This window comes from Glutamicibacter sp. BW77 (assembly GCF_002332285.1).
Taxonomy (GTDB): Bacteria; Actinomycetota; Actinomycetes; order Actinomycetales; family Micrococcaceae; genus Glutamicibacter; species Glutamicibacter bergerei.
Window position 1 is genome coordinate 17,927 of the sequence record NZ_NRGT01000023.1, and the last position, 21,480, is coordinate 39,406.

At 58.3% G+C, this 21,480-nt stretch carries 21 protein-coding genes and 1 tRNA gene; 12 read left to right on the forward strand and 10 right to left on the reverse strand.

The annotated features are described in order from the left end of the window. Positions 1–44 precede the first annotated feature (44 nt). The 5 genes from modA to CIK74_RS02260 are packed head-to-tail and all read left to right on the forward strand — an operon-like array spanning position 45 to position 4,491. Positions 45–824: a molybdate ABC transporter substrate-binding protein gene (gene modA / locus CIK74_RS02240; RefSeq protein WP_096254132.1), complete on the forward strand. Its 780-nt coding sequence runs from the start codon at positions 45–47 to the stop codon at positions 822–824. Then, positions 817–1,623, forward strand: coding sequence for an ABC transporter permease (locus CIK74_RS02245; RefSeq protein WP_096254133.1), 807 nt, complete (start codon positions 817–819; stop codon positions 1,621–1,623). The genes modA and CIK74_RS02245 overlap by 8 nt, the downstream gene beginning before the upstream one ends. Then, on the forward strand, positions 1,620–2,369 hold the full coding sequence (locus tag CIK74_RS02250; protein ID WP_096254135.1) for an ATP-binding cassette domain-containing protein: 750 nt from the start codon (positions 1,620–1,622) through the stop codon (positions 2,367–2,369). The genes CIK74_RS02245 and CIK74_RS02250 overlap by 4 nt, the downstream gene beginning before the upstream one ends. Further along, positions 2,366–3,616, forward strand: a complete 1,251-nt coding sequence (gene glp, locus CIK74_RS02255) for a gephyrin-like molybdotransferase Glp (RefSeq protein ID WP_240520435.1) — start codon at positions 2,366–2,368, stop codon at positions 3,614–3,616. The genes CIK74_RS02250 and glp overlap by 4 nt, the downstream gene beginning before the upstream one ends. Beyond that, positions 3,613–4,491 carry an NTP transferase domain-containing protein gene (locus CIK74_RS02260; RefSeq protein ID WP_096254137.1) on the forward strand — a complete coding sequence of 293 codons (879 nt, stop codon included), beginning with the start codon at positions 3,613–3,615 and terminating at the stop codon, positions 4,489–4,491. The genes glp and CIK74_RS02260 overlap by 4 nt, the downstream gene beginning before the upstream one ends. 114 nt (positions 4,492–4,605) lie before the next feature. On the opposite strand, the gene CIK74_RS02265 is transcribed toward CIK74_RS02260, so the two are convergent. From CIK74_RS02265 to CIK74_RS02275, 3 genes are all read right to left on the reverse strand, one after another. Then, entirely contained in the window at positions 4,606–5,472 is an 867-nt protein-coding gene (locus CIK74_RS02265; protein WP_096254139.1) for a CPBP family intramembrane glutamic endopeptidase, read from the reverse strand. A 126-nt stretch (positions 5,473–5,598) separates the two neighbouring features. Beyond that, positions 5,599–6,282 carry a response regulator transcription factor gene (locus CIK74_RS02270; RefSeq protein ID WP_096254141.1) on the reverse strand — a complete coding sequence of 228 codons (684 nt, stop codon included), beginning with the start codon at positions 6,280–6,282 and terminating at the stop codon, positions 5,599–5,601. Positions 6,283–6,320: 38 nt separating this feature from the next. Further along, positions 6,321–7,616 (reverse strand): histidine kinase, encoded by a 1,296-nt coding sequence (locus tag CIK74_RS02275; RefSeq protein ID WP_170947704.1) that lies wholly within the window; start codon positions 7,614–7,616, stop codon positions 6,321–6,323. 75 nt (positions 7,617–7,691) lie between these two features. On the opposite strand from CIK74_RS02275, the gene CIK74_RS18625 reads away from it, so the two are divergent. After that, the gene (locus CIK74_RS18625; RefSeq protein ID WP_205738223.1) at positions 7,692–7,832 is read left to right on the forward strand and encodes a hypothetical protein; all 141 of its coding nucleotides are present in this window, start codon (positions 7,692–7,694) and stop codon (positions 7,830–7,832) included. Between the two features lie 54 nt (positions 7,833–7,886). Continuing rightward, complete coding sequence (locus CIK74_RS02280; protein ID WP_096254145.1) at positions 7,887–8,432, forward strand: YaeQ family protein; 546 nt, start codon at positions 7,887–7,889, stop codon at positions 8,430–8,432. A gap of 165 nt (positions 8,433–8,597) precedes the next feature. Here CIK74_RS02280 and CIK74_RS02285 read toward each other — a convergent pair. Together CIK74_RS02285 and CIK74_RS02290 are read right to left on the reverse strand one after the other, a co-directional pair. Further along, a tRNA-Ser gene (locus tag CIK74_RS02285) sits at positions 8,598–8,688 on the reverse strand. Positions 8,689–8,782: 94 nt separating this feature from the next. Next, positions 8,783–9,259: a nucleoside deaminase gene (locus CIK74_RS02290; RefSeq protein WP_096254147.1), complete on the reverse strand. Its 477-nt coding sequence runs from the start codon at positions 9,257–9,259 to the stop codon at positions 8,783–8,785. Between the two features lie 199 nt (positions 9,260–9,458). Here CIK74_RS02290 and upp point away from each other — a divergent pair, with 199 nt between their 5' ends. Next, the gene (upp, locus tag CIK74_RS02295; protein WP_096254149.1) at positions 9,459–10,106 is read left to right on the forward strand and encodes a uracil phosphoribosyltransferase; all 648 of its coding nucleotides are present in this window, start codon (positions 9,459–9,461) and stop codon (positions 10,104–10,106) included. A gap of 11 nt (positions 10,107–10,117) precedes the next feature. Here the strand turns inward: upp and CIK74_RS02300 are convergent, their stop codons facing one another. Both CIK74_RS02300 and CIK74_RS02305 read right to left on the reverse strand, forming a co-directional pair. After that, a complete protein-coding gene (locus CIK74_RS02300; protein ID WP_096254151.1) occupies positions 10,118–11,605 on the reverse strand; it encodes a HAMP domain-containing sensor histidine kinase in 1,488 nt (495 codons plus the stop codon). Next, positions 11,602–12,342, reverse strand: coding sequence for a response regulator transcription factor (locus CIK74_RS02305; RefSeq protein ID WP_096254153.1), 741 nt, complete (start codon positions 12,340–12,342; stop codon positions 11,602–11,604). The genes CIK74_RS02300 and CIK74_RS02305 overlap by 4 nt, the downstream gene beginning before the upstream one ends. A 614-nt stretch (positions 12,343–12,956) precedes the next feature. Here CIK74_RS02305 and CIK74_RS02310 point away from each other — a divergent pair. From CIK74_RS02310 to CIK74_RS02325, 4 genes are all read left to right on the forward strand, one after another. Continuing rightward, positions 12,957–13,748 carry a winged helix-turn-helix domain-containing protein gene (locus tag CIK74_RS02310; protein ID WP_096254155.1) on the forward strand — a complete coding sequence of 264 codons (792 nt, stop codon included), beginning with the start codon at positions 12,957–12,959 and terminating at the stop codon, positions 13,746–13,748. Between the two features lie 83 nt (positions 13,749–13,831). Continuing rightward, positions 13,832–14,353 (forward strand): histidine phosphatase family protein, encoded by a 522-nt coding sequence (locus CIK74_RS02315; RefSeq protein WP_096254157.1) that lies wholly within the window; start codon positions 13,832–13,834, stop codon positions 14,351–14,353. Positions 14,354–14,588: 235 nt separating this feature from the next. Continuing rightward, positions 14,589–15,725 carry a DUF1611 domain-containing protein gene (locus tag CIK74_RS02320; RefSeq protein ID WP_240520436.1) on the forward strand — a complete coding sequence of 379 codons (1,137 nt, stop codon included), beginning with the start codon at positions 14,589–14,591 and terminating at the stop codon, positions 15,723–15,725. A gap of 8 nt (positions 15,726–15,733) precedes the next feature. Beyond that, complete coding sequence (locus tag CIK74_RS02325; RefSeq protein ID WP_096254159.1) at positions 15,734–17,389, forward strand: ABC transporter ATP-binding protein; 1,656 nt, start codon at positions 15,734–15,736, stop codon at positions 17,387–17,389. Between the two features lie 27 nt (positions 17,390–17,416). Here CIK74_RS02325 and CIK74_RS02330 read toward each other — a convergent pair whose 3' ends face one another. The 3 genes from CIK74_RS02330 to CIK74_RS02340 are packed head-to-tail and all read right to left on the reverse strand — an operon-like array spanning position 17,417 to position 21,333. After that, positions 17,417–18,031 carry a TetR/AcrR family transcriptional regulator gene (locus tag CIK74_RS02330; RefSeq protein WP_096254162.1) on the reverse strand — a complete coding sequence of 205 codons (615 nt, stop codon included), beginning with the start codon at positions 18,029–18,031 and terminating at the stop codon, positions 17,417–17,419. Then, the gene (locus CIK74_RS02335) at positions 18,028–20,358 is read right to left on the reverse strand and encodes a YhgE/Pip domain-containing protein (protein ID WP_096254164.1); all 2,331 of its coding nucleotides are present in this window, start codon (positions 20,356–20,358) and stop codon (positions 18,028–18,030) included. Before CIK74_RS02335 ends, CIK74_RS02330 begins: the two co-directional genes overlap by 4 nt. A gap of 3 nt (positions 20,359–20,361) precedes the next feature. Next, positions 20,362–21,333: an ABC transporter ATP-binding protein gene (locus CIK74_RS02340; RefSeq protein WP_205738224.1), complete on the reverse strand. Its 972-nt coding sequence runs from the start codon at positions 21,331–21,333 to the stop codon at positions 20,362–20,364. Positions 21,334–21,480 lie beyond the last annotated feature (147 nt).

A 21,480-nucleotide genomic window follows, 5' to 3' on the forward strand; every position in this document is an offset into this window, starting at 1 on the left:
CACGCAGGTAGCATTGGCTCCAGCAGTAAATCTAAGGAGAACCAATGCAGCACCGCCCGTTTTTGCGGTTCCGAGCCCTTACCGGGGCAGTGGTGACCGTGCTGGCTTTGGCAGGCTGTTCGGCCACCGGTACTTCTGCAGAAGAATCCGCGGAGCCAATCACCATTTCCGCGGCGGCCTCCCTGCAGGGATCCTTCGAACAGATCTCCGAAGAATTCACCACTGAGAACCCGGAAGTACAGATCAACGCCATCTCCTACGACGGCTCTTCGACCCTGGCCACACAAATCCTTGAAGGCGCCAACGTGGATGTTTTCGCCTCGGCTGACGAGCGCAATATGTCCGAGGTGACCGAGGCCGGCATTGGCGATGAACCAGTCATCTTTGCCAGCAACACCCTGGTGATTGCGGTGCCGCAGGACAACCCGGCGAATATTGATTCCCTTGAAGACTTAGCTGATGCCACCACCGTACTGTGCGCGGCACAGGTGCCATGCGGAGCGGCTTCGCAACGACTGCTCGAAGCCCAGGACGTGAAAGTCACGGCCGCCAGCGAAGAGCAGAACGTCACCGCGGTATTGCAAAAGGTTGCTGCCGGTGAAGCCGATGCTGGGCTGGTCTATGCTACCGATGTCCAAAGCGATGCCAGCGTTGCAGCGATCGTGCCGGAAGGCGCCGAAAAAATCGTCAACTCCTACCCGATTGCCACCCTGGGTGAGAATCCGGGGGCCAAGGCCTTCGTTGACTTTGTGATTAGCGAGCGTGGTCAGCAGATCTTGGCCGAGCACGGTTTTGGCACCGGGACCGGGCACGTCAATGGCTAGCGATACCGGGGTACGGGTTCCGGGGTTCGCCATCGCCCCGGCACTGCTGGGCATTGCGTTGCTTGTGCTGCCCTTGCTCGCGCTCATCGCCCGGGCGAGCTGGTCCACGCTGCTGGCCGACGCCACCAGCGAGGAGGCACTGTCCGCACTGTGGCTGAGCTTGCGTACCGGGGTGGCTGCCACCGCTCTGTGCGTAGTGCTCGGAGTTCCCTTGGCGGTATTAATCGCCCGCAGTTCCGCCCGCGTCGCCCAGCTGTTGCGTGCCCTAATCGCGGTTCCGCTGGTGTTGCCGCCAATGGTCGGCGGCGTCGCGCTGCTGTTCCTCTTCGGACGCACCAGCCCCATTGGCCAGTTCATCGATTCGCTGTGGGGGATCACCCTGCCCTTCTCCACCGCCGCGGTAGTCATTGCCCAAAGCTTCGTCGCCCTGCCGTTTCTGGTGCTCGCGGTGGAAGGCTCACTGCGTGCGGCCGGGGCCGGATACGAGCAAGCCGCCGCAACCCTGGGCGCCGGACGCTGGATGGTGCTCACCCGCATCACCCTGCCGCTGGCCACACCCGGTCTGGTCGCCGGAATCATCTTGTGCTTCGCCCGGGCCATCGGCGAATTCGGCGCTACCGCCCTGTTTGCCGGCAACGCTCCGGGGGTCACCCAGACGATGCCGCTGGCCATCTACACCGCATTTAATGGTGCGGGTGCTGGGCGGGACTCGGCCGTCGCACTGTCCCTGCTCCTGCTGGCTACCGCCGTTCTGGTGTTGTTGCTGGTGCGTGCCTGGCGTCCGGGGGCACTGAAATGACGCTCAAGGTAGCGCTGCGCGTACCGCGCACCGGATTCGACGTAGCTGTTTCATTCGAGGTCCCCGCTGGCAGCACGCTGGCAATGATGGGTCCCAGCGGTTCAGGCAAGTCCACGATTGTGCATGCCATTGCCGGGATCCAAAAGATTGCCGAGGGCCGTATAGAGCTTTCAGGAACGGTTCTGGCTGACGCGAAACAGCACCGCCCGCCGCACCTGCGAGAGGTCGGATTGCTGGGCCAAGATCCGCACCTGTTCCCGCACCTGGATGCGGCGAAGAATATCGCCTTTGGCGCCCGTGCCGGGGGACAAGATCTGCATACGGCTAAGGCTGCGGCCTCCGAATGGATTCAGCGTTTGGGGCTCGAAGAGATTGCCACGCACCGTCCCGAAGCGCTCTCCGGGGGCCAGCGCCAGCGCATCGCCTTGGCCCGTGCACTGGCCGCCAAGCCGAAGATATTGCTGATTGACGAGCCCTTTGCCTCGCTGGATGTCGAGGCCGCCATGGATATGCGTGCCCTGGTGCGCGAAGAGCTGGAACGCACCGGCACCAGCGCGATTGTCGTTTCGCATTCGGCCGCCGATACCTTGGCGCTCGCCGACGATTTGCTGGTGCTGGAACGTGGACAGATTATTGCGCAGGGGACCGTTTCGCAGGTCTTTGCTGACCCGGCCAACCGCTTTGTGCGTGCCGTGGTGGCGACGTTGCCAGCACAGCATCCGAGAAGTATTCAGGAAGAGCAATGATGAACACCGGCAATGAACCCGTAGATTTTGAAGTGCACCGCGAACAGTTGCTGTCGCAGGTGTTGCCTTTGGCGCCGCAGCGCATTGAGGTGGCTGGTGGTTTCAGTACTTTGCATGGTGCGGTGCTCGCAGAAGATGTCACCTCCTCGCACCCGCTGCCGCTGTGGGATAACTCGGCCATGGATGGTTATGCGGTACGTTCGGCTGATATCGCTGATGCTCCGAAGAGCCTGCAGGTCATTGGCGAGGTTCCGGCCGGAAGTGGCTGGGATCCGGCGTTGAAGCCTGGCCAGTGCGTGAAGATCATGACCGGTGCCCCAATTCCCACTGATGCTGATGCCGTGGTGCGTATCGAAGATACGTCGGCTGCGGTAGATGGTTGGGATGCCAGTACCGTGCAGATCAACGTGCAGGTGCCAGCGGGTAAGGATATCCGCCGCAGCGGGGAAGACAAGAATGCCGGTGACCTGATGGCCTACGCCGGTGAGCAGCTCACCGCTGCCCGACTTTCTGCATTGGCTGCAGCCGGTGCCAGCACGTTGACGGTGCGCACCATGCCCAAGGTGGCCGTGCTGATCACCGGGGCAGAATTGCGTACGCCCGGTGATCAGCTGTCGCGTGGGCAAATCCCGGAAACCAATTCCTTGTTGATGGCCGGGCTGCTTGCTGAATCCGGAATTCAGGCCGCCACCGTGGTGCACTGCGTGGATGACATCGAAGCCGTGCGCGAGCAGCTGGATCTGCTTGGCTCCACACATGACGTCGTGCTGAGCACCGGGGGAGTAGGCCCTGGGGCCTATGACGTGATGCGCCAGGTGCTGGAAGCAGAACCGGCAGTGCAGGCAGCCCGGGTGAAGATCCGCCCCGGCCAGCCGCAGTGCGCAGGCCGCTTGGAGGCCGGCGCGATGGTCTTTGCACTGCCCGGCAATCCGGTGAGCGCAGCGGTCAGTTTTGAGCTGTTCGTGCGCCCGTGCCTGAGATCCATGCAAGGCCACCGCGAGGTGCTTCGTCCCACTTTGCGCGCCATTGCCGCAGTGGGCTGGAAAGCCGCGGCTGGACGCATGCAGGTCATCCCGGTGGTCTTTGAACATGGTGACCAGCTGCGCTGTGCCCCTGCGGTGCAGGCACAGTGCATCTCCCACTCGGTCGGTGGGTTCGGTGCGGCCCAAGGTTATGGATTGATCCCGGCTGGCATCAATCAGGTCAACCCCGGTGACGAGGTTGAAGTACTGAGGATGCTCCCATGAGTGCGCCGAAACTCGGCGGTTTTAACGCACTGATCCTGGCCGGTGGCCGAGGCACTCGCCTTGGTGGCGAAGGCAAAGCCGAAATAGTGCTGCATGGCCAGCGCCTGGTTGACCGGGTGGTCGCCGCGGCCCGAAAGGTCGGCGCGCAGCGGGTAGTTGTTCTCGGTCCGCAATCCGCTGGCTCCAAGGCCGATGCCGTCATTCGAGAGGATCCACCCTTTGCCGGCCCTTTGGCGGCTATCTCCGCCGGACTTGGTGAGCTAATTGGCAGTGAAAACAGCGAATGGTCCATGGTCCTGGCGTGCGACCTGCAACGGCCCCTCGCCGTTGCGACCGCGTTGATCAATAACTTTGGACAACGCGCGGCCGACGGCCTGTTGCTGGTTGACGCTGAAGGCCATACCCAGTGGCTGGCAGGAATCTACCGCACTTCGGCACTGGCTTCGGTCTGCGAAGAATTAGGGGAGAACCTGGTCAACGCCCCGGTGCGCCGGGCCCTGAATCAGCTTCAGCTGGCGCGGGTACCGGTTCTCGACGAAATTAGCAAAGACATTGATACCCCGCAGGCGCTGGAAAGCGCCCGCCAAAATGAAAGGAAAGCCATGGCACAGCATCTGCCGCCGGAGGCACTGAACGATTGGCTTGAAGCAGCCACCAAGGAGTTGGGTTTGGACCCCGGCGAAGTGGATATCGCTACCGTGCTTGATGTTGCCAAGCATGTAGCTCACGAGGTGGCCCGCCCGGCAGCACCCTTGAGCACTTTCCTGCTTGGCCTGGCCATGGGCAGCGGCAAGGGAAACCTGCCAGGTCTCTCTGAACAGCTGGTTTCGCGTGCCCATCTCTGGGCTGAGGAACATCCTGAACAAACCGATTGAGCCACGCAATATTCTCCTGGTCCCAGCCAGTGCCGTGAGCCAGTATCCACTGCGGCGCCAAACGCGGTGATGTCCCGAGCCGCGTGGCTCGGGACACCTCATTGCCTGCCTCCGTCAGCTGTGTTGCAGCAGCTGCCGGTTCCGACGCCGTGCAATAACAAGGAACAGCACCGAGGCTATCGAGCACACCAAGATAGCGATGATGCTGCCTTCCGGTCCAAACCTTCCTCCGGTCAGCCAGTCAGGTCCGCTGGTCACAGCGGTGACCAGTGAATCGCGGGCTTCGGATCCGGAGGTGATCGATCCGAAAAGGCCCGTTGTCGCAAAGTTCCAACCGAAGTGCACTCCGATGGCCAGCCACAGCGATCCGGTGGCGAGGTATGCGGCACCGAGCATGATTCCGGCTTCGATCATGATTGCGAAAGCGCCCCACAGCGAAGCGTCCGGATTCACGAGGTGAACGAGCCCGAAGAGGATCGCTGAAACGCCGAGCGCCACGTGCGTTCCCCAGCGGCCGCGCAGCAGGCGGAACACGACACCGCGGAAGAATACTTCTTCGGAAACGGCGATCGCGCACATCATTCCGGCGACGGCCAGCATGCCGGCAACGGACCCCCAGCCGGTGATCGTATACGCGCCGAAGAGGGCGAGGATGCCCACGCTCGCGCCGGACATCAGCACCCCGAGCCCTGTTCCCAGAAGCAGATGGCGCACCGCGTGGTGCGCTGGGAATTCTTCGACCTTGCGGCGTTCGACCCGTCGACCGGTGAAGATGTACAGGCAGATCATGGCAGCCGCCAGGATGGGGCCGATGGCCAGCGCGGCCACAGGGTTGCGCGGCCAGGCGGCGATGGCGTTAGTAGCCAGCATCGCCACGGCTAATCCGGTGACCATCATGGCCGTTTTGATCCAGGATCCTTGTCCGGGGGCTGGTGTTTCTTGCGTGGTTGACGGCGTGAGATGCTGCGTGGACTTTGTCATTTTTGCTCCTTTTCCCTACTTTTTTCGGGGTGTGAGCATGACGTTACGGGCTTTGTCGGGCGGGCAAATCACCCGCTGGCAGACACTTGGGATCCCTCGCCCGGGGGATCTGGACGGGCCGGTGGCTCAGAACCCGGCGGCGAATCCCAATCTGTGCGCGAGCACTACGGCCTGCACCCGGTCGCGCACGCCCAGCTTGGCAAGGATGCGTGACACATAGGTTTTCACCGTCTCGTGGCTGATGACAAGTTGGGCAGCGATCTCCGCGTTGGACAGCCCCTCGGCGATCAGCAGCAGCACTTCACGTTCCCGCGCGGTCAGCGCGTCGAAGATTGCGGCATCTTTTGCCGAGGGCCGCAGCCGGTCGCCGAAGCGGCCGATCAAGGAGCGGGTCAGCGCCGGTGCGATCAGCGAGTCCCCGGCGGCAATGCTCCGGATGGCCGATGCCAGCTCGGCGGGCCTGGCATCTTTGAGCAGGAAGCCGCTCGCGCCGGCGCGCAGTGCGTCATACACCAGGCCGTCCAGGGAGAAGGTTGTCACCACCAGGACTCGCGCCGCATCGCTGGCTTGTGGCCCGGCGATTCTTCTGGTCGCTTCGATTCCGTCCAGCAGCGGCATGCGGATATCCATCACCACAACATCTGGGCGTTCGCGGCGGGTGACTCGCACGGCTTCTTCGCCGTCCGCCGCCTCGCCGACAACCACAAGATCGGGTTGGGCATTGATGATGGTGGAGAATCCGGTGCGCACCAGCTCCTGGTCATCGCAGATGACCACGCGGATTGGCGTGTTTGTTGGGGTCGTGGTCATCGGGGAATCCTTACTCGCACCACAAACTGCTCATCGAGCTATTCGACCTGCAATTGGCCACCGACCAGTTCCACCCGTTCACGCATTCCGATGATCCCTCGACCTCCTGATTTTGCTGCCGCGCCCTTGGCGTTGCGGCCCGAACTGGCCACCTCGATCATAATCTCACGCTTGCCGTAGCTGATGGCCACCGTTGCGGCGCCTTCGCGTGCATACTTCAGCGCGTTGGTGAGGCCTTCTTGGACTACCCGAACCACTACCAGTCCCGTAGCGCCGGTGAGCGGGTAGCGCTGGCCTTGCTCCACAAATTTCACCCGTTGGCCGGCAGCCTGGGCTCGGGCAATGACCTCGGCCGCCTGTTGCTCGGCGGGAGCACGCGTGTTTTCTGCTTTCCCATCCAGCGCCCCGAGCAGGCTGCGCAAGTCCGCGAGCGTTTTCCGGCCCCCGTCGGCGATGGATGCCAGCAGGTCCAGCGTCCGCCGATCAAGATCCGGATGGTACTGCCCGGCTTCGGCCTGCACGAGAATCGCCGTCACATGGTGGGTGACCACGTCGTGCAGCTCGTGCGCGATGCGTGCCCGTTCGGCCGAGATCGCTTCCCGCTCAGCCTGCCCGGCGCGGTCGCGGCGCATGGTGGCCTGCGTTCGGAGCCATGAGCCGAAGATCCACAGCGCCGCCAGAAGCGCTCCGAAAGCCAATGCGTCGGGCACGGTGAGTGTGGCGTCGATCGGTATCAGTGCCGCGACAAGAGTTGCGTAGCAGCCTAAGGCGAGTATCGAAATCAGCATCCGGTGCCGCTGGAGCATTGCCCCTGCGCCTACCACGGCGACAAGTAGGCCGAGCGCAGCAAACGTCGTCGGGAACCCGAACAATTGGTACGCCGAGAAAGCCGAAAAGGCCAGCGCCAAGGACCACTGCGGCCACCGGCGCAGTATCGCAACCGAGCCGCCCTGGAGCACGATCAGCGTTATGCCGAGCAGGTTCAGCGGGCGATCGGGCGACGCGGCCAGTTCAAGTCCTTGCTGCGCTAGCCCCGGTACGAAGGACAAGCCGATGAGCACGGCGGCCGTGACTGCGTCCCACCGGGATCGAGCCAGCGGAAAACGGGCAAGCTTCATTCCAGAATCGTACATGGATGAGGCAAACAAGCGGGTGAATGGCCATAGCGCACACAGCAGGCAGGCAGTAGCAACATGCTGCTGGACAAAGAGCGGAACTTCCGCCAGCACTTTCCTTTCAGCCCGGAAACTGATCAGCTTGCGAGCCGTTGGCGAATTCGTTTCACCGAAGGCGTGGCAATCCAGCGTCGCCAGGACGCCGAGGAGCACCTGCATGCACTTGCACATAATCCAGCACGTCTTTTATCTGCTTCCTGTATCAAATAGACTGTGGCCATGAAGAATCTTTATATGGTTTCATTCCTCCTGTTTCTGACTGTTGCCGGGCTTTCCTTGGGCAATAACCTAGCAGTGGGAATCCTAGCGAGCCTGGCCAGCCTCAGCTCGCTGGCCGGTTACTTCATTGCGCGAAAAGCGGAAGCGAAAGCTTGAAAGAGCTAGTGGCGCGTAAGTAAGGGCACTGCGCTAACGGTAAACTCGTGAACTATGGCTATCGGCGCGACAATGCACACCTTTGAAGTTCAACTTGCTGATGTAGATCGCGGGGTTTACGAGGATCTCTCACTGCGCGTTGCGCAGCATCCGTCGGAAACCGGAATGTACATGGTCACTCGGGTGTTGGCCTACTGCCTCGAGCTGGAAGAGGGCATTACGTTCTCGGCCGGTGGTGTTTCTACCGGTGAAGAACCTGCCATTTTGGTCAAGGACTTGACCGGCCGCATCACCGCATGGATTGAAGTTGGAGCTCCCGACGCACAGCGGCTGCACCTTGGCAGCAAGCGTGCCGATCGTACTGCCGTCTACACCCACCGCGATCCTGCCAAGCTCTTGTCCGCATGGCGCGGCAAGACGATCCACCAGTCACAAGACATTGTGGTTCGCTCCTTCGAGCCCAAGTTCATTGACGCGGCAGCGCAGGCGCTGACCCGCCGCAACACCATGTCCGTCTCGGTCACCGAGGGGCAGATCTACCTCGAACTGAACGGGACCAATATGGAGAACCAGATCAGCGAGCACGAAATCCAGAAGTAAAGCCTAATCTCAGATTTAACTCAGTCTTTGGGCTAAAGTCTCTTCGGGGAAAGCGAAGGCAAGCTCGCAGACACCTTCGCAAAAGGGGCCTATGAGCCCCCTATAAGCCCAAAAGGGTTTTAGGTAAAGCAAAACCCCGGGAATCAATGATTCCCGGGGTTTTTCTGGCGGTGACGGTGGGATTTGAACCCACGGTACGGGGTTACCGTACACAACATTTCGAGTGTTGCACCTTCGGCCGCTCGGACACGTCACCAGACCTGATAACTCTATAACGAACCTTTAGAGAACACCAAAACGAAAGGGGTCCAATGCGCAGTTAGTGGTTCGAAACACATTGTAGGTTGGGATTAGGTGCGTTTGGAAAGGAAAAAATCGCGCAATAGTTGTGCGCATTCTTCTTCTTTCACCTGGGGGTAGACCTCAACCCAGTGGTTCAGTCGTGGTTCTCTCACGATGTCAAAGACGGAACCGCATGCCCCGGCTTTCGCATCCCAGGCTCCGAAGACCAAACGCGGGATGCGTGCGAGCACAATTGCCCCGGCACACATGGCACAGGGTTCTAAAGTGACTACGAGGGTGCAGTCTTCCAGTCGCCACCCGTCAGCGTTGCCTTCTGCCTGTAGCGCCTTTACCGCATTTCGGATGGCCAGGACCTCGGCATGCGCCGTGGGATCTGAGCCGGCTTCGCGTTCGTTGCGGCCGGTGGAGAGCAGCTTGCCTTCGGGGGAGATGATGATCGCGCCGATAGGGACATCGTCGGTCTTTAATGCGGCTCGTGCCTCCGCCAAGGCCAGATCCATCCAACTGTTATGTACGTGCTCCATAGTGCTTTTACTTTACGTGATCTGGCCGGAGCAGGAACCACTTCGCTAGATCGCGACGAAGAAAATGTGCCGGCAGAGTAGTTCCAGCAAGCAAATATTCGCTGATTCCTGTTTACTTGGGCACATCAACGAGTTTTTCCGCCGGAATTTCGGGCTTTTCTCTCGTTTGCGGGCCCGGTGGGCTGATAGATTTCTACCTATGCGCGTACAGGTAGTCGACCACCCATTGGTGGCACACAAGGTTTCAGTTCTTCGAGACAAAAACACTCCGTCCCCGATTTTTCGTCAGCTGACCGACGAACTGGTCACCCTGCTGGCCTATGAAGCAACCCGTGAGGTGAAGACCGAGGAAGTTCAGGTCGTCACCCCGGTAGCCACCACTACGGGTATTACTTTTGCTAAGCCCACCCCATTGGTGGTTCCAATCCTGCGTGCGGGTTTGGGCATGCTCGAAGGCATGACCCGTTTGGTACCTACCGCCGAGGTTGGTTTCTTGGGCATGGCCCGTAACGAAGAAACCCTGGATATCATCACCTACGCAGACCGCGTCCCGAATGACCTGACCGGTCGTCAGGTCTTTGTGCTGGATCCGATGCTGGCCACCGGCGGCACCCTGGCCGAGGCAATTAAGTTCATCTTCGCCCGAGGCGCCGAATCGGTGACCTGCATCTGCCTGATCGCAGCTCCGGAAGGCGTTGAACGTCTGAAGGAAATCCACGGCGGCGACGATCGCGTTCACATCGTGCTGGCAGCCATGGACGAGAAGCTCGACGAGAAGTCTTACATCATCCCGGGTCTGGGAGATGCTGGTGACCGCCTCTACGGTGTCACCGCACCCATCGCCTAAGCTAAATCCACTTATCCGAGGGTTTCTGGTTTGTCGCTGGCTGGCATTTCGTCGGCCAGCGGCAACCGCACCTCGAAGAGCGTATTACCGGGCTGAGAAGTCACCGTAATGGTGCCGTGGTGCGCTTCGACAATACTTTTAGCAATCGGCAACCCCAGTCCGGTGGTGCCGTCGGAGCCTGAACGCGCCTTATCTGCGCGGGTAAACCGTTCAAACACCTTGGGTAGGAAGTCTTCAGAGATCCCCTCACCGGTGTCATGTACTTGCAAGACAGCTTCATTATTTTCCACGTCTTGTCCCACACTAACGGTCACACTGTTACCCGCCGAAGTGTGTTTGCGGGCGTTGGCTAGCAGGTTTGTAATCACCCTACGTAGCGACGACGAGTCGGCGTCAACAAAAGTTCCCGGCGCCTGGCACTCAAATTCCCATTGATGATCATCCGCGGTGACTTTAAAGTCCTCGGTGATGTCCGCAGTCAGTACGCAGAGATCTAAACGTTTCATAGTGAACGAGTTTTCTTCGTCTAAACGGGCCAACAGCAATAGGTTTTCCACTAAGGAACCCATGCGGTGGCTTTGTTGCAGTACCCGGTCCACGGAGCGACGACCGTCCGGCGAGAAATGTTCGGTGGCGGAGAGCAACTCGGTGTATCCACGAATTGCTGACAGGGGGGTACGCAGCTCGTGGGATGCATCGGCCACAAATTGGCGCATTTGATCTTGGGATTTTTCGCGTGCGGTCAGTGCGGTCGACACGTTGTCGAGCATGGCATTGAGCGCACGTCCCACATTCCCGACCTCGGTGCCTGGCACCGCATCGGCTATGGCCACACGCTGAGTCAGCTCCACTTTGCCTGAATCAAGTTCTTCGGCGGCCACGGAGGACGCTACCGCGGCTACACGTTTTAATGGTGCCAAGGAGCGGCTAATTAGCCAGGTTCCTACCAAGCCTGTACCAAGCACTAAGCTAATCGCGATGAACAACGTCAGCCAGGCCATTTCAAGCAGAGTGCGATCGGTGGAGTCCAGTGGTAGGCCAACGATGAGCACGCCGCCGGAACCAGGATCGGGAACAGCCGAGAGTAGATAGTCTCCCACGGACAAGGAACGTCGCACGGGCTCAGAGTTCACGTCGATGGTCACGAGATGGATCGCATCATCCTGGGTGAGCATCACTCGTTCGCCGTGTTGATCGAGCACATCGCCGGAGAAAACATAGCGGTCCACAAATCGGGCGGTGAGCGTACCCGCGGCTTGGCCGGGGGCATACAGGCGTTGATCGGGCCGAGCTAGGCCGACCGAGTAGCTGCTGGCGCGTTCGACGGAGGCGTTGAGTTGTTCATGCAGCTGGTCCATGAGCGTTTGACGCATGCCGGCGTTGTAGAGCAAGCCGAGTAGCACGCAGACGGCAGTCAGCGAACCGAGCAGAATAATCAGCAGCTTTCGCTGTAATGCGTGGGGTGAGCTGGGCCTTAGGCCGGTGTGAAACGAACTCATGCAGCAGGCTTGAGGACGTAGCCCACGCCACGCACCGTGTGGATCATCGATTCGGCATCAACATCGATCTTCTTGCGCAGGTAAGAGATGTACAGCTCGACGATATTTGCTTGGCCGTCAAAATCGTAATGCCAAACATTATCTAAAATCTGCGACTTGGAAACGACTCGGCGAGCGTTATTCATGAGGTAGCTCAGTAGATCAAACTCCGTGGCGGTGAGCGAGATGGAACGCCCGGCGCGCGAGACATCGTGTGAGTCAAGGTTTAGCACCAGATCTCCTACTACCAGTTCTGCAGAGTCAGCGGTCGAAGCGCCAGAGCGCTCCACCAGACGGTGAAGACGGATCAGAACTTCTTCGAGGCTGAAGGGTTTAGCCACGTAGTCGTCGGCACCGGCGCCAAGGCCTTCAATGCGATCTTCTACAGCATCTTTGGCGGTAAGGAATAAGACTGGAACCTCGGGGAGATAGGTGCGTACCTTACGCAGCACCTCCGGTCCGTCGTAGCCCGGGAGCATCCAGTCTAAGACCAACACGTCGGGGGATAGCGAACGCGCGGTAGCCACAGCTTCGGGGCCATCATGCGCCATTGTTGCTTCCCAGCCGAGCATGCGGGTTCCCATAGCAACTAGTTCCGCCAATGACGGTTCATCGTCCACCACGAGGACTTTGATGGGAGTGCCATCTGGGTGGGTGAGTCGAGGTAGTTGGGCGGGAGAAAATCGTGAATCGTTCATGTTAACCAGCTTCTCCTATTGCCATAGGGCTTCTTTATGTTTTAGCTGTGCAAATCCTATGCTTCCAAGTCGAGTTTATGCAGGAAAAACCCATTCAGTAAACGGTTAATTTGGTCAAGGGGCAACTTCTGCGAATGTTTGAACCGTGGACCGCCGTACCGGCTGAATGATTATTCACAGCCATGAATGACATAGTCAAACTGCCAACTTCCTGTGTTTGAGTTGATCAATACGCTTAGTTAAGCGCTTAGATTTCCGAGAAATGACTAAAGTGCGCTCCGTCACTTTTGGACACATTCGTCTCACATAGTGAACAGCGGTGACCTTTGTTACTTGCAAGTTTCGAATGTTACGGGGAATACTTGTTGTGTGAGTGCGGCGCAGATCAACAACAGCAGTCAGAGTCAAGGCCCTGACGGTACGCTTGCGTGCTGTTGTCGAATGCTCGGCGTCGGTGAAGTTGAGTGGGAAAGCTAAAGAAAAAAAGCTGTCTAACTCAGAGGCATCGACGGGAAACCCAACTGCTGTTCGTGAATGAAGGTCATGGGCGGCGCAAGCAAAACCCGAAGCATTAACGCCAAATCACTTGGCCTTCGCACAAAAAGGAAGTCATCATGTCGGCTGGATCCGGATACGTACACGTTTCAATTCGCAACGCTCAGAATCGAGCTGCGGCGGCGCAACGCGCAGCCGCCGGTAGCGGAAGCTATGCCCCTGCGGGCTACCGTCCACTGCGCGCGGTCAACAACGTTCATGAGACACGTGAACCGATGCATCAGGCCTCCAGTGCGCCAGTGCAGACCGCGGGTACGCCAAGCGTAGACACCAGCGCTCGCGGTTTTGTCCTTTACGTCGGACTAGACGAGGCTGCAGCTCAGGCACAGGGTACTTCACTAGGCAAGCTCGCAACTCAGGTTCGCGCATTCTTAGCTACCCTGTCTCCACAGGCGCAGACCCATGCGGCAGTAGCGCTGGCACCGACCAGTGCACAGGGTGAGCCAATTGACGTAGTTCGTCAAGCACTGGGTGATCCGACTTTGTCGCGCCGCCCTCGTGCCGAAGCGCGCCCAAGCGCACCTCGTCCATCTGGCGTACTGATCGACCTGTCCCGTCGCGAGGTTTACCTTGACGGTGAAACGCTGAACCTGACCTTCAAGGAATTTGAACTACTGAACTTCTTGGTGGAAAACGGGACCCGCACCGTGGGACGTGAAGAACTGCTGGAAAACCTGTGGCGCAATGCCGAGGAGATCCCAAACGAGCGAACCATTGACGTGCACATCCGCCGTCTGCGTTCGAAGTTGGGCCGTCTGGCTAACACCGTGCGCACCGTACGCGGCCAGGGTTACCGTTTCTACGAGCACCCAGAGGTTGTCGTCTGGGCAGCCCCGGAATACTCCATCTAAGTAGATCTTTTATCGCCGAGGTGAGTGAACCGCAAGGTTTACTCGCCTCGGTCGTTTAACCGCAACACGTCTAAGCTTGAGCTATGAATACTGTGCAACGGCGTCGACTGATACTCATGCGTCACGGAAAGTCTGATTACCCTTTAGGTATCAGTGATCATGACCGACCGCTGGCGGCTCGCGGTCACCGGGAAGCACCGTTGGCTGGAGCCTGGTTGGTGGAAAACGACCTGATTCCTGATTACATTATTTGTTCAGACGCCTTGCGTGCCCGCTCGACCTGCGCCTGGGTGCTGTCGGAGCTGGGGGAAAAGGGGCCCACCCCATATGTCGACTCACGAGTTTATGGAGCTGGAGTGTCGGCGCTATGTTCCATCGTCAACGAGGTGCCAGATACCGTCTCGACATTGCTAGTCATTGGGCATCAACCAATTTTGCAAGAACTTGCCCTGCGTTTAGCTTCGGCGCAATCCGACGAGGAAGCAGTGTATGAATTGGCCATGAACTATCCCACCTTGGGTACCACGGTGTTAGAGACCGAGAATTCTTACTCGCATTTGGACGCACGTGATGCGCGGGTCACACATTTTAATGTCCCGCGCTAAGCATGAGAACATTCTCATCAAGTATTTTCAAAGATCCAAGTCAAGTGGATAATCCACGATGGTCTGGCCTTATGAATTGTTGATGAGAGTCTCCTCATCAAATTCTCCTCATTGGCTCAGGAACGGTTCATCTTTGGTTCATCTTCACTCGCTTGACTGAGATTCATCGCGGCACAGGGCCGAATGAAGATCACAGTTTCCTCTCGGGGGAACCGTTGCGAGAAAGGTTAAGACCATGGGCATTGACACACAGATCATCTCTAATGAAAACACCGAGAGCTACACCGTCGGCGATACCCGGCTGACTCTCGACTCTTTGCGTGCCACAACCATCAAGGCGGCCTACACCACTCGCTTTGTTTCGGCCGAGCTAAACCGCAACCCCCAGGACTTCAATATCGTGGCCAGCTCAACCATGGCTCCCCGCGCCGGTGACGTGGTCATCGCGAAGGTCACCGAAATCGGCAAGCACACGGCGTTACAGTCACCACACTCGCGGCGTCAGAAGCTTTTCGTTGGTCAAGAAGTCATGGTCGCGTACGGGGATCGGTATGCCCCGGATCAGTTCCTGGCACACGTTCCAGCGAACCTCGGGCCATGCCAGTTGGTGGCCGGCGGCGGCGTCGCCTCGCTGGTCGAGCAGCAGCACGCGTCCATCGATCGGGCCACCGAGCTGGAGCCAGTTGGACTGCTAATGCGCGGAGGCAAAGTCGTGACCCTCAGTGACTTTGCCCCACTGAGCATAGACAATCCCTCGGTCAATGCCAGCGCCCAAGTCCAGGGGCATCGTGTACCGGTGATCGCGGTCCTCGGAACCTCCATGAACTCCGGAAAATCAACGGCTCTAGGCTGCCTGGTTAATGGTCTGAGTAACGCGGGGCTGCGTGTTGCTGCCGGTAAAGCCACCGGTACCGGAGCCGGGAACGACCCAAACCTGTTCACCGATGCCGGAGCCTTCAGCGTCTGCGACTTCACCGACTTCGGTTACCCAACCACCTATCGACTGGACTATGACACGGTGCGCGAGCTACTAGTCAGCATGATCCAAGAGCAAAGTGCCACCGGTGCCGACGCGGTAATCATCGAGATCGCCGATGGACTTTTCCAAGGTGAAACCTCACGTCTCTTATGCGACCCAATCTTCAAGGAACACGTTGACCGGGTACTATTCAGCGCTCAAGACGCGCTAGGCGCCAAAGCAGGAGAGAAAATTCTTCTTGACGCAGGCCTTGACCTCGCCGCAGTTTCCGGTGTGCTCACAGCATCCCCGTTGGCTGCCGCGGAAGCTCGTGCACATATGGAGAGCGAAATCATCGACACCTTCGACCTGTGTGACCCCCAGGTGGCTAGCGCACTGTTGCCAACTCGTTAGGAGCATCCATGTCCGGCACGTATTCCGAACACCAAGTGGAGCGTGAACCCGCGCTACCAGCGCTGATAGCACCCGGGCGGCGCATGCTGCTAGCGACGCTATTGCTACTGGCCTTGGCCGTCGGTGTGCTCTCGGTGATCATTGCATGGCAGGTAGGGCAACTCGCGGCAGCTTTCTCACTGGGGTCGCTGCTTTGGGTGATCGTGTTGTCGGCGGTTTTTTTCGGTGGAAAATTTGCCGAGCGGGTGCAGGCAGAAAAACTCGGTCAGCACTATGTGGCTCAGCTACGGGTGTCCTTGATATCCCACGCGCTTAAGACGAGCCGGGGACCATCGGTAGGAATTACCGTAGCTCGCTCCAGCAATGACTTGTCCTCCATCCGGAACTGGGTCACTCAGGGAATCGTGCCATTAATTGCGGGAATCCCGCTGATTATTTTTGGTGCCTTCGGGTTGGGGCTCTTATCTCCGCTCTTGGCCGTAGCCCTAGTGATTCCAGTGCTGTTGGAGATAAGTTTGCTCGCCGGCCTGGCCCGAGGCGCCTTGCGCACCGCACGAGTACTACGTCGGCACCGGGGCAATCTTGCGGCGCGCATCGCAGACACGGTGTCAGCGTCCACCACCATTAGCGCGGCCGGCGGGGTACACCGCGAGGTGCAACGTGTGGATCAGAGCGCGCAAAAGGTTGTGCATGCCTCAGTGCACCGGGCAAAATATGCCGGAGCGCTGCGAGCCGGCGCATTGACCGTACCGCTGGTGGGCACCGCACTTGTCGTAGCCGCTGGCTCATGGGCAGGATTAGGTCCGGGTCTCTTAGCCAGCGCATTAACGCTGATGGGGATCTGTGCTGGAACTATGGGGGAGTGGGGCCGGATTGTTGAATATCGGCAAAACTATCGAGCTGGCCGGCGGATTATTGCCCCACTGCTTGAGCAGGAAAAATCTTGGCGTGAAGCCGAACAGCAACTAACCTCTACCCGAGTGGCCAAAGATTTGAACCTCGAGACGTTGGCGGTGCGGATTCGCCCCACGGCCGAAGGTCTAGAAAACTGGCCCTCCCTGCGGGCACAGGGAGGAGCGCGAATTCAGGTTCTGGGCACTGGGGCACAAGCTCATGCCCTGCTTGAGGCGTTAGCGACCGGCAGGGTTGGAACTGATGCTCAGCGGCTAGGCGGGCTATGGATTGCCGAAGGCCGAAGCGAGGATTTGCCGGCTACCGAACGGCGCAAACTGGTAGGCGCAGCCTTGAACACGATGGTCCTGGAACGCGGCACAGTACTTCGCGCACTGACTTATCGACACCCCGGCTCGTCGACCAAACGGGCGCTACGTATGGCCAATGAGTGCGGTCTTGAGGTGACTAGTCTTCCGGAGGGCGAGAGCACCATGTTGCGTCGTGGAGGAGAACCTTTGGACTCCGCTCAGCGAGCCTCGTTGATCATGGCGCGTGCCCTGTTGCGGCAACCAGCAGTTCTCATTGTCGATTCGCTCATTAACCGGTTACCGCACGAAGCCCAAAGCAGATTGGCTGCGCGGCTCAACGATTACCCCGGCGTGATAATTTTCCACGGTGAAATGACCGGGATCAAAGCCACCCGCACGTGGGAGCCAACAGCGGCAGCAGACGTCGCAGTATTGGAGTCGGCCGGGGTTGACGAAGAGTAGAACCGATGAGAACAATTCAAAGGCTGGCTAGTGATCCGTCACCGGTTCGTGAGTGGCTATCAGCCCGCCAACAATGAACAGTACGGAGTTCAAGATAGTTTCGCGGTTCTCTGGGTTGGCCGAGGCGGCACGTAGCCGCGCTGAGAATAGCGCCGCACCAAATATTGCGGTAGCCACCGGTTGTTTTTCTTCTTGGGCCAAAACAACTATCCGGTCTATAACTTCAATAATTGTTGAGGTCACCCGGGTATAGACCGGGGTGATTTGATCTCCCCAGTCGCTTTCGGGGCGTAGCTGTTCACTGATCCAGATTTGTGCAAATGAAGGATATTTCTCGACAAAATCAATGGCAATGCTTGCCATGGTGCGTAAGGCATCCCGAGGCTCGGAGAGCGTGGATGCCTCGACTAGCTCGGCAACCAGCATGTCAGCACCGAACTCCAAAACTTGACCAATCATCTTGTCTTTGGAGCCAAAGTTGTAATACACGGTTCCCTTGGAGACACCAGCAATTTGTGCGATCTCGTCTACCGAAACTGCGTTGGGGCCGCGTGCCCCGAGTAGCTGCATTGATGCCGCAAATAGTCGCTTCTTGGAAGCAGTAGCCCGGGTACGGGGGCGCGAGTTAGGTGAGGTGGTCATACCGTCAGCTCCGGTTGTAGCGTCTTCAGCGTCCAGGTCTTGTGCTTGCGCACTGCCAAGAAACTCAACAATAGCCCCAGAACCATGTATCCGATCACCGGGAGGATAGTACTAACAAGCATGCTCAGATCAGCACCGTAGATCACATGCCTTAACGCCGTCACCACATTGCTCATCGGCAGGATCTGGTGCAAGAACTGCAAGGGGGTCGGAAGTGTTTCCCACGGGAACGTGCCTCCGGCAGTCACCAACTGGAGAACCATCAGCAGCAGCACCACAAATTTACCTGCTGCACCTAATAGGGCGCAGATGCCTTGAATCAATGCACTGAAGCAAAGCGAAGCTAGCAGCAGCAGAGCCCATGTCAGCCACGGGTGTACCGGATCCAAACCGACAGCGAAAACTACCACCGCATACAAGGCTGTGCACTGAATGAGGGAGATGAAAGCAAAGGGAAGCCACGCCCCGAGGGCGATTTTCCAACTTTTACCATTAGATGCCAACGCACGATTATTGACCGGGCGCATGACCTGGGTGAGGATGAATGTGCCAATCCAGGTGGCTAGGGTCATGAAGAACGGTGCCAGCCCTGCGCCGTATGCTCCTGCTTTGGTCTGGGCGTTCGAGTTCACCAGAAGCGGGTCGCCAATCACGTTTGCTAATTGATCAGAAGCAGTCGAATCAGGATTTGGTACCTGGTCCACGCCGCTGTCTAGTCCCTTGGACAGGTCGCCGGAGCCATCCGTAAGCTCGTGAGCGCCGTCGCCGAGCTTGCCAACACCTTCATCAAGGCTGATCAACGAGTCATGCAAGGTACCTGTTCCCGTCGCGAGTTCCTGGGCACCTGCATCAAGTTTATTGCTACCTTTTGCGGCTTCTTTGGTTCCAGACAGAGCGGATTTTTGCCCTTCTTCTAGGGTCGAGGTTCCAGCGGCTAGTTTTTGCGAGCCATCGGCAAGCTGGCTACCACCGCTTGCTGCGGAGGAGATTCCGTCTACAAGAGCTGGCACGGAGCCATCCAATTTTTTGGTGCCCTGCGCGAGGGTGTGTAATCCGCTTGCTAACTGTTTATTGCCGTCGGCAACTTTCTCGGACCCCTCGGCGAGCTGGTTCAGGTCCTCTTGTGTGGAGCTAAGTTTTGCGTTGACATCCTTGACCTTGCTATCAAGCTGCTGGGTAACCGTAGAATTTTTTACGGTGGATTTCAGCTTCGCGGAGATCTGATCTGCCTGTTCTTGAGTCAGGGTGCCGGCTGTGACTTGAGCATTCAGGAAATCAGCGGTGTCTTTTTCTACTTGATCCAGTCGTGTTTCGGCATCGGTCTGCAAATCTTGGATCACGCTTATAGCGTCGTTTGCGGTGGCGCTGAGCTTCGCGTTCCCGTCGGCTACCTGCCGTGAGCCTGTGGCTAATTGGTCAGCCGAGGAGGCTGCCTTCTGGGTTCCGTCGTTAAGCTTGGATACCGAGCTGGGTAGGGTAGATGTTTTTGATTCCAAGGTGTTTAGACCCTTGCTCAGTGTCTGGGCTCCCGAATTTAGCTCGGTGCTGCCCTTGGAGAGCTCGTGGGTTCCATCGACAAGCTTGTCTTGTCCGTCGGTCAACTTTCCTAAGCCACTGGACAGGCTGCCGGTACCTTCATGGAGTGCGCGTGCGCCATCTTCAAGTTTGGCTCCGCCGGTGACTAATTGCGCGGTGCCATCTTGTACTGTGACCACACCATCGGAGAGTGTAATGGTGCCGTCGTAGAGTTTCTTGGCCCCATCGGCAGCTTCACCCATTGATTTGTGGATGTCGACAAATCCCGCAATCATGCCTTCGGCAGTTTCTGTGCCAACTTCTTTTGACACCGAATCTCGCACCTCGGTGGCCAGAGTCTTGGCGAAGTTACTGGCCATGAAATTATTGGCATCATTTGTGGTTAGCTCGAGGTTTGCTGCATTGGCTTTTTTCATCTCGGCGGGGGAAGTGAGGGAAGCAGAGAAATCTTGGGGGATGGTCATGGCGAAGGCATAATCGCCATGGGCAACACCCTCAGCGGCAGCTTGCTGTGAGTCAACTATTTCCCAATCGAAAGTTGAGTCTTCCAAGAGGGAATCGACTACCTCGTCACCAACCTTCGTGGCTTTCCCGTCTCGTTCGGCCCCGTCATCGAGGTTCACCAACGCGGTTTTGATGCCACTGAGGTTTGATTGCGGATCCCAGTTGCCATAGAGGTAAAGAGCCCCGTAGAGCAGCGGTACACAGGTTACGGCGATCAGTGCCAATTTGGGCAAGGTTCCACGGGTCATGCGCTTGAGCTCGGAGAGAGCAAGGCCCAGAGTCGTCATGAGTTAGTCCTTTGGGGTGGATGATTTTGCTGCAAGCTCGGCTTCGTCTTGCGCAGGAGGTTCAGGTAGTTCGGGAGCTTCAGGTAGTTCGGGAGCTTCAGGTGCTTCGTGGTGGATCGATGACGGTTCCACGAGCTCGGCAGCATTGGGCGGCTCGGGTTCTTTCGCGATTTCAGAGGTGGTATCCGTTGGAGGGGTATAAGCTTCCACCGCCACAGACTCCGCTGAGCTAGGTGTTTCTACGATCTCGGTGTTAGTGGGTTCGTTCGCCGGCAGTTCCTGGGCTGGCTCGTTCTCGACATCGACTTCGAGGGCATCCGGACCGTTTTCGATCTGCGGGACGGCCTCGGTCCGTGGTGCCGAATCTTCGGTGGTGACTGTTTGTCCTGCGCAGACGACCGGCCCCTCCCAGCTATCGGGGACTCTAGAAACGACGGCGATGACGGTGAGCTGGCGACGGGTATGGGTTAGTTCTTCCAACGATTCCAGCCATGTTGGTTCATCGATGCCGTGGCGATCCGGAGAATCAAAAACTAGGCAATCGGTGTCGTGGTTTTCCAAGGCAAGCCGAGTGAGAAGGTCTAGACGGATCTGTGGGTCGATAGTGTCGATCCAGTCTCCGGCGAGGTGGTCAAAACCATGTCTGGCTAACCATTTTTTACTTTGCGGTCGGCGCCAGAAAGGCCCGGGTATAAGAGATAGGTCCTCGCTGACTACGTCTCGAACCTTCAGGTGAGCCTCGGGTTCATTGACTTGCGGAGAGTCAACGATCGCGCTGTGTGTGCGTAGCGTTTTAATGCCAGGCGCTGTAGACCAATGGACCGTCCCCGAGCTGGGGCTCATGCGCCCAGAAAGCATCAGGGCGAGAGCGGTGCGCTCAAGCTGCGCATCGGCAACTACAAGCAATAGCGCTCCGCGCTCGACTGCCAGAGAGGTCTCGTCGACGAGTTGGCCGTGGCGCCCTTTGAAGCTCAATGAATTAGCAATTAACACCCCTTAACACTAATTGAACTGACCGGTCAGTTCAATTAGTGCGGAAGTTTATTTACTCACCAGTAGACGTGACGTGCGTCATGGTCTTGGATGGTTCATGGACCAACAACCGGAAACCATCTGATGATT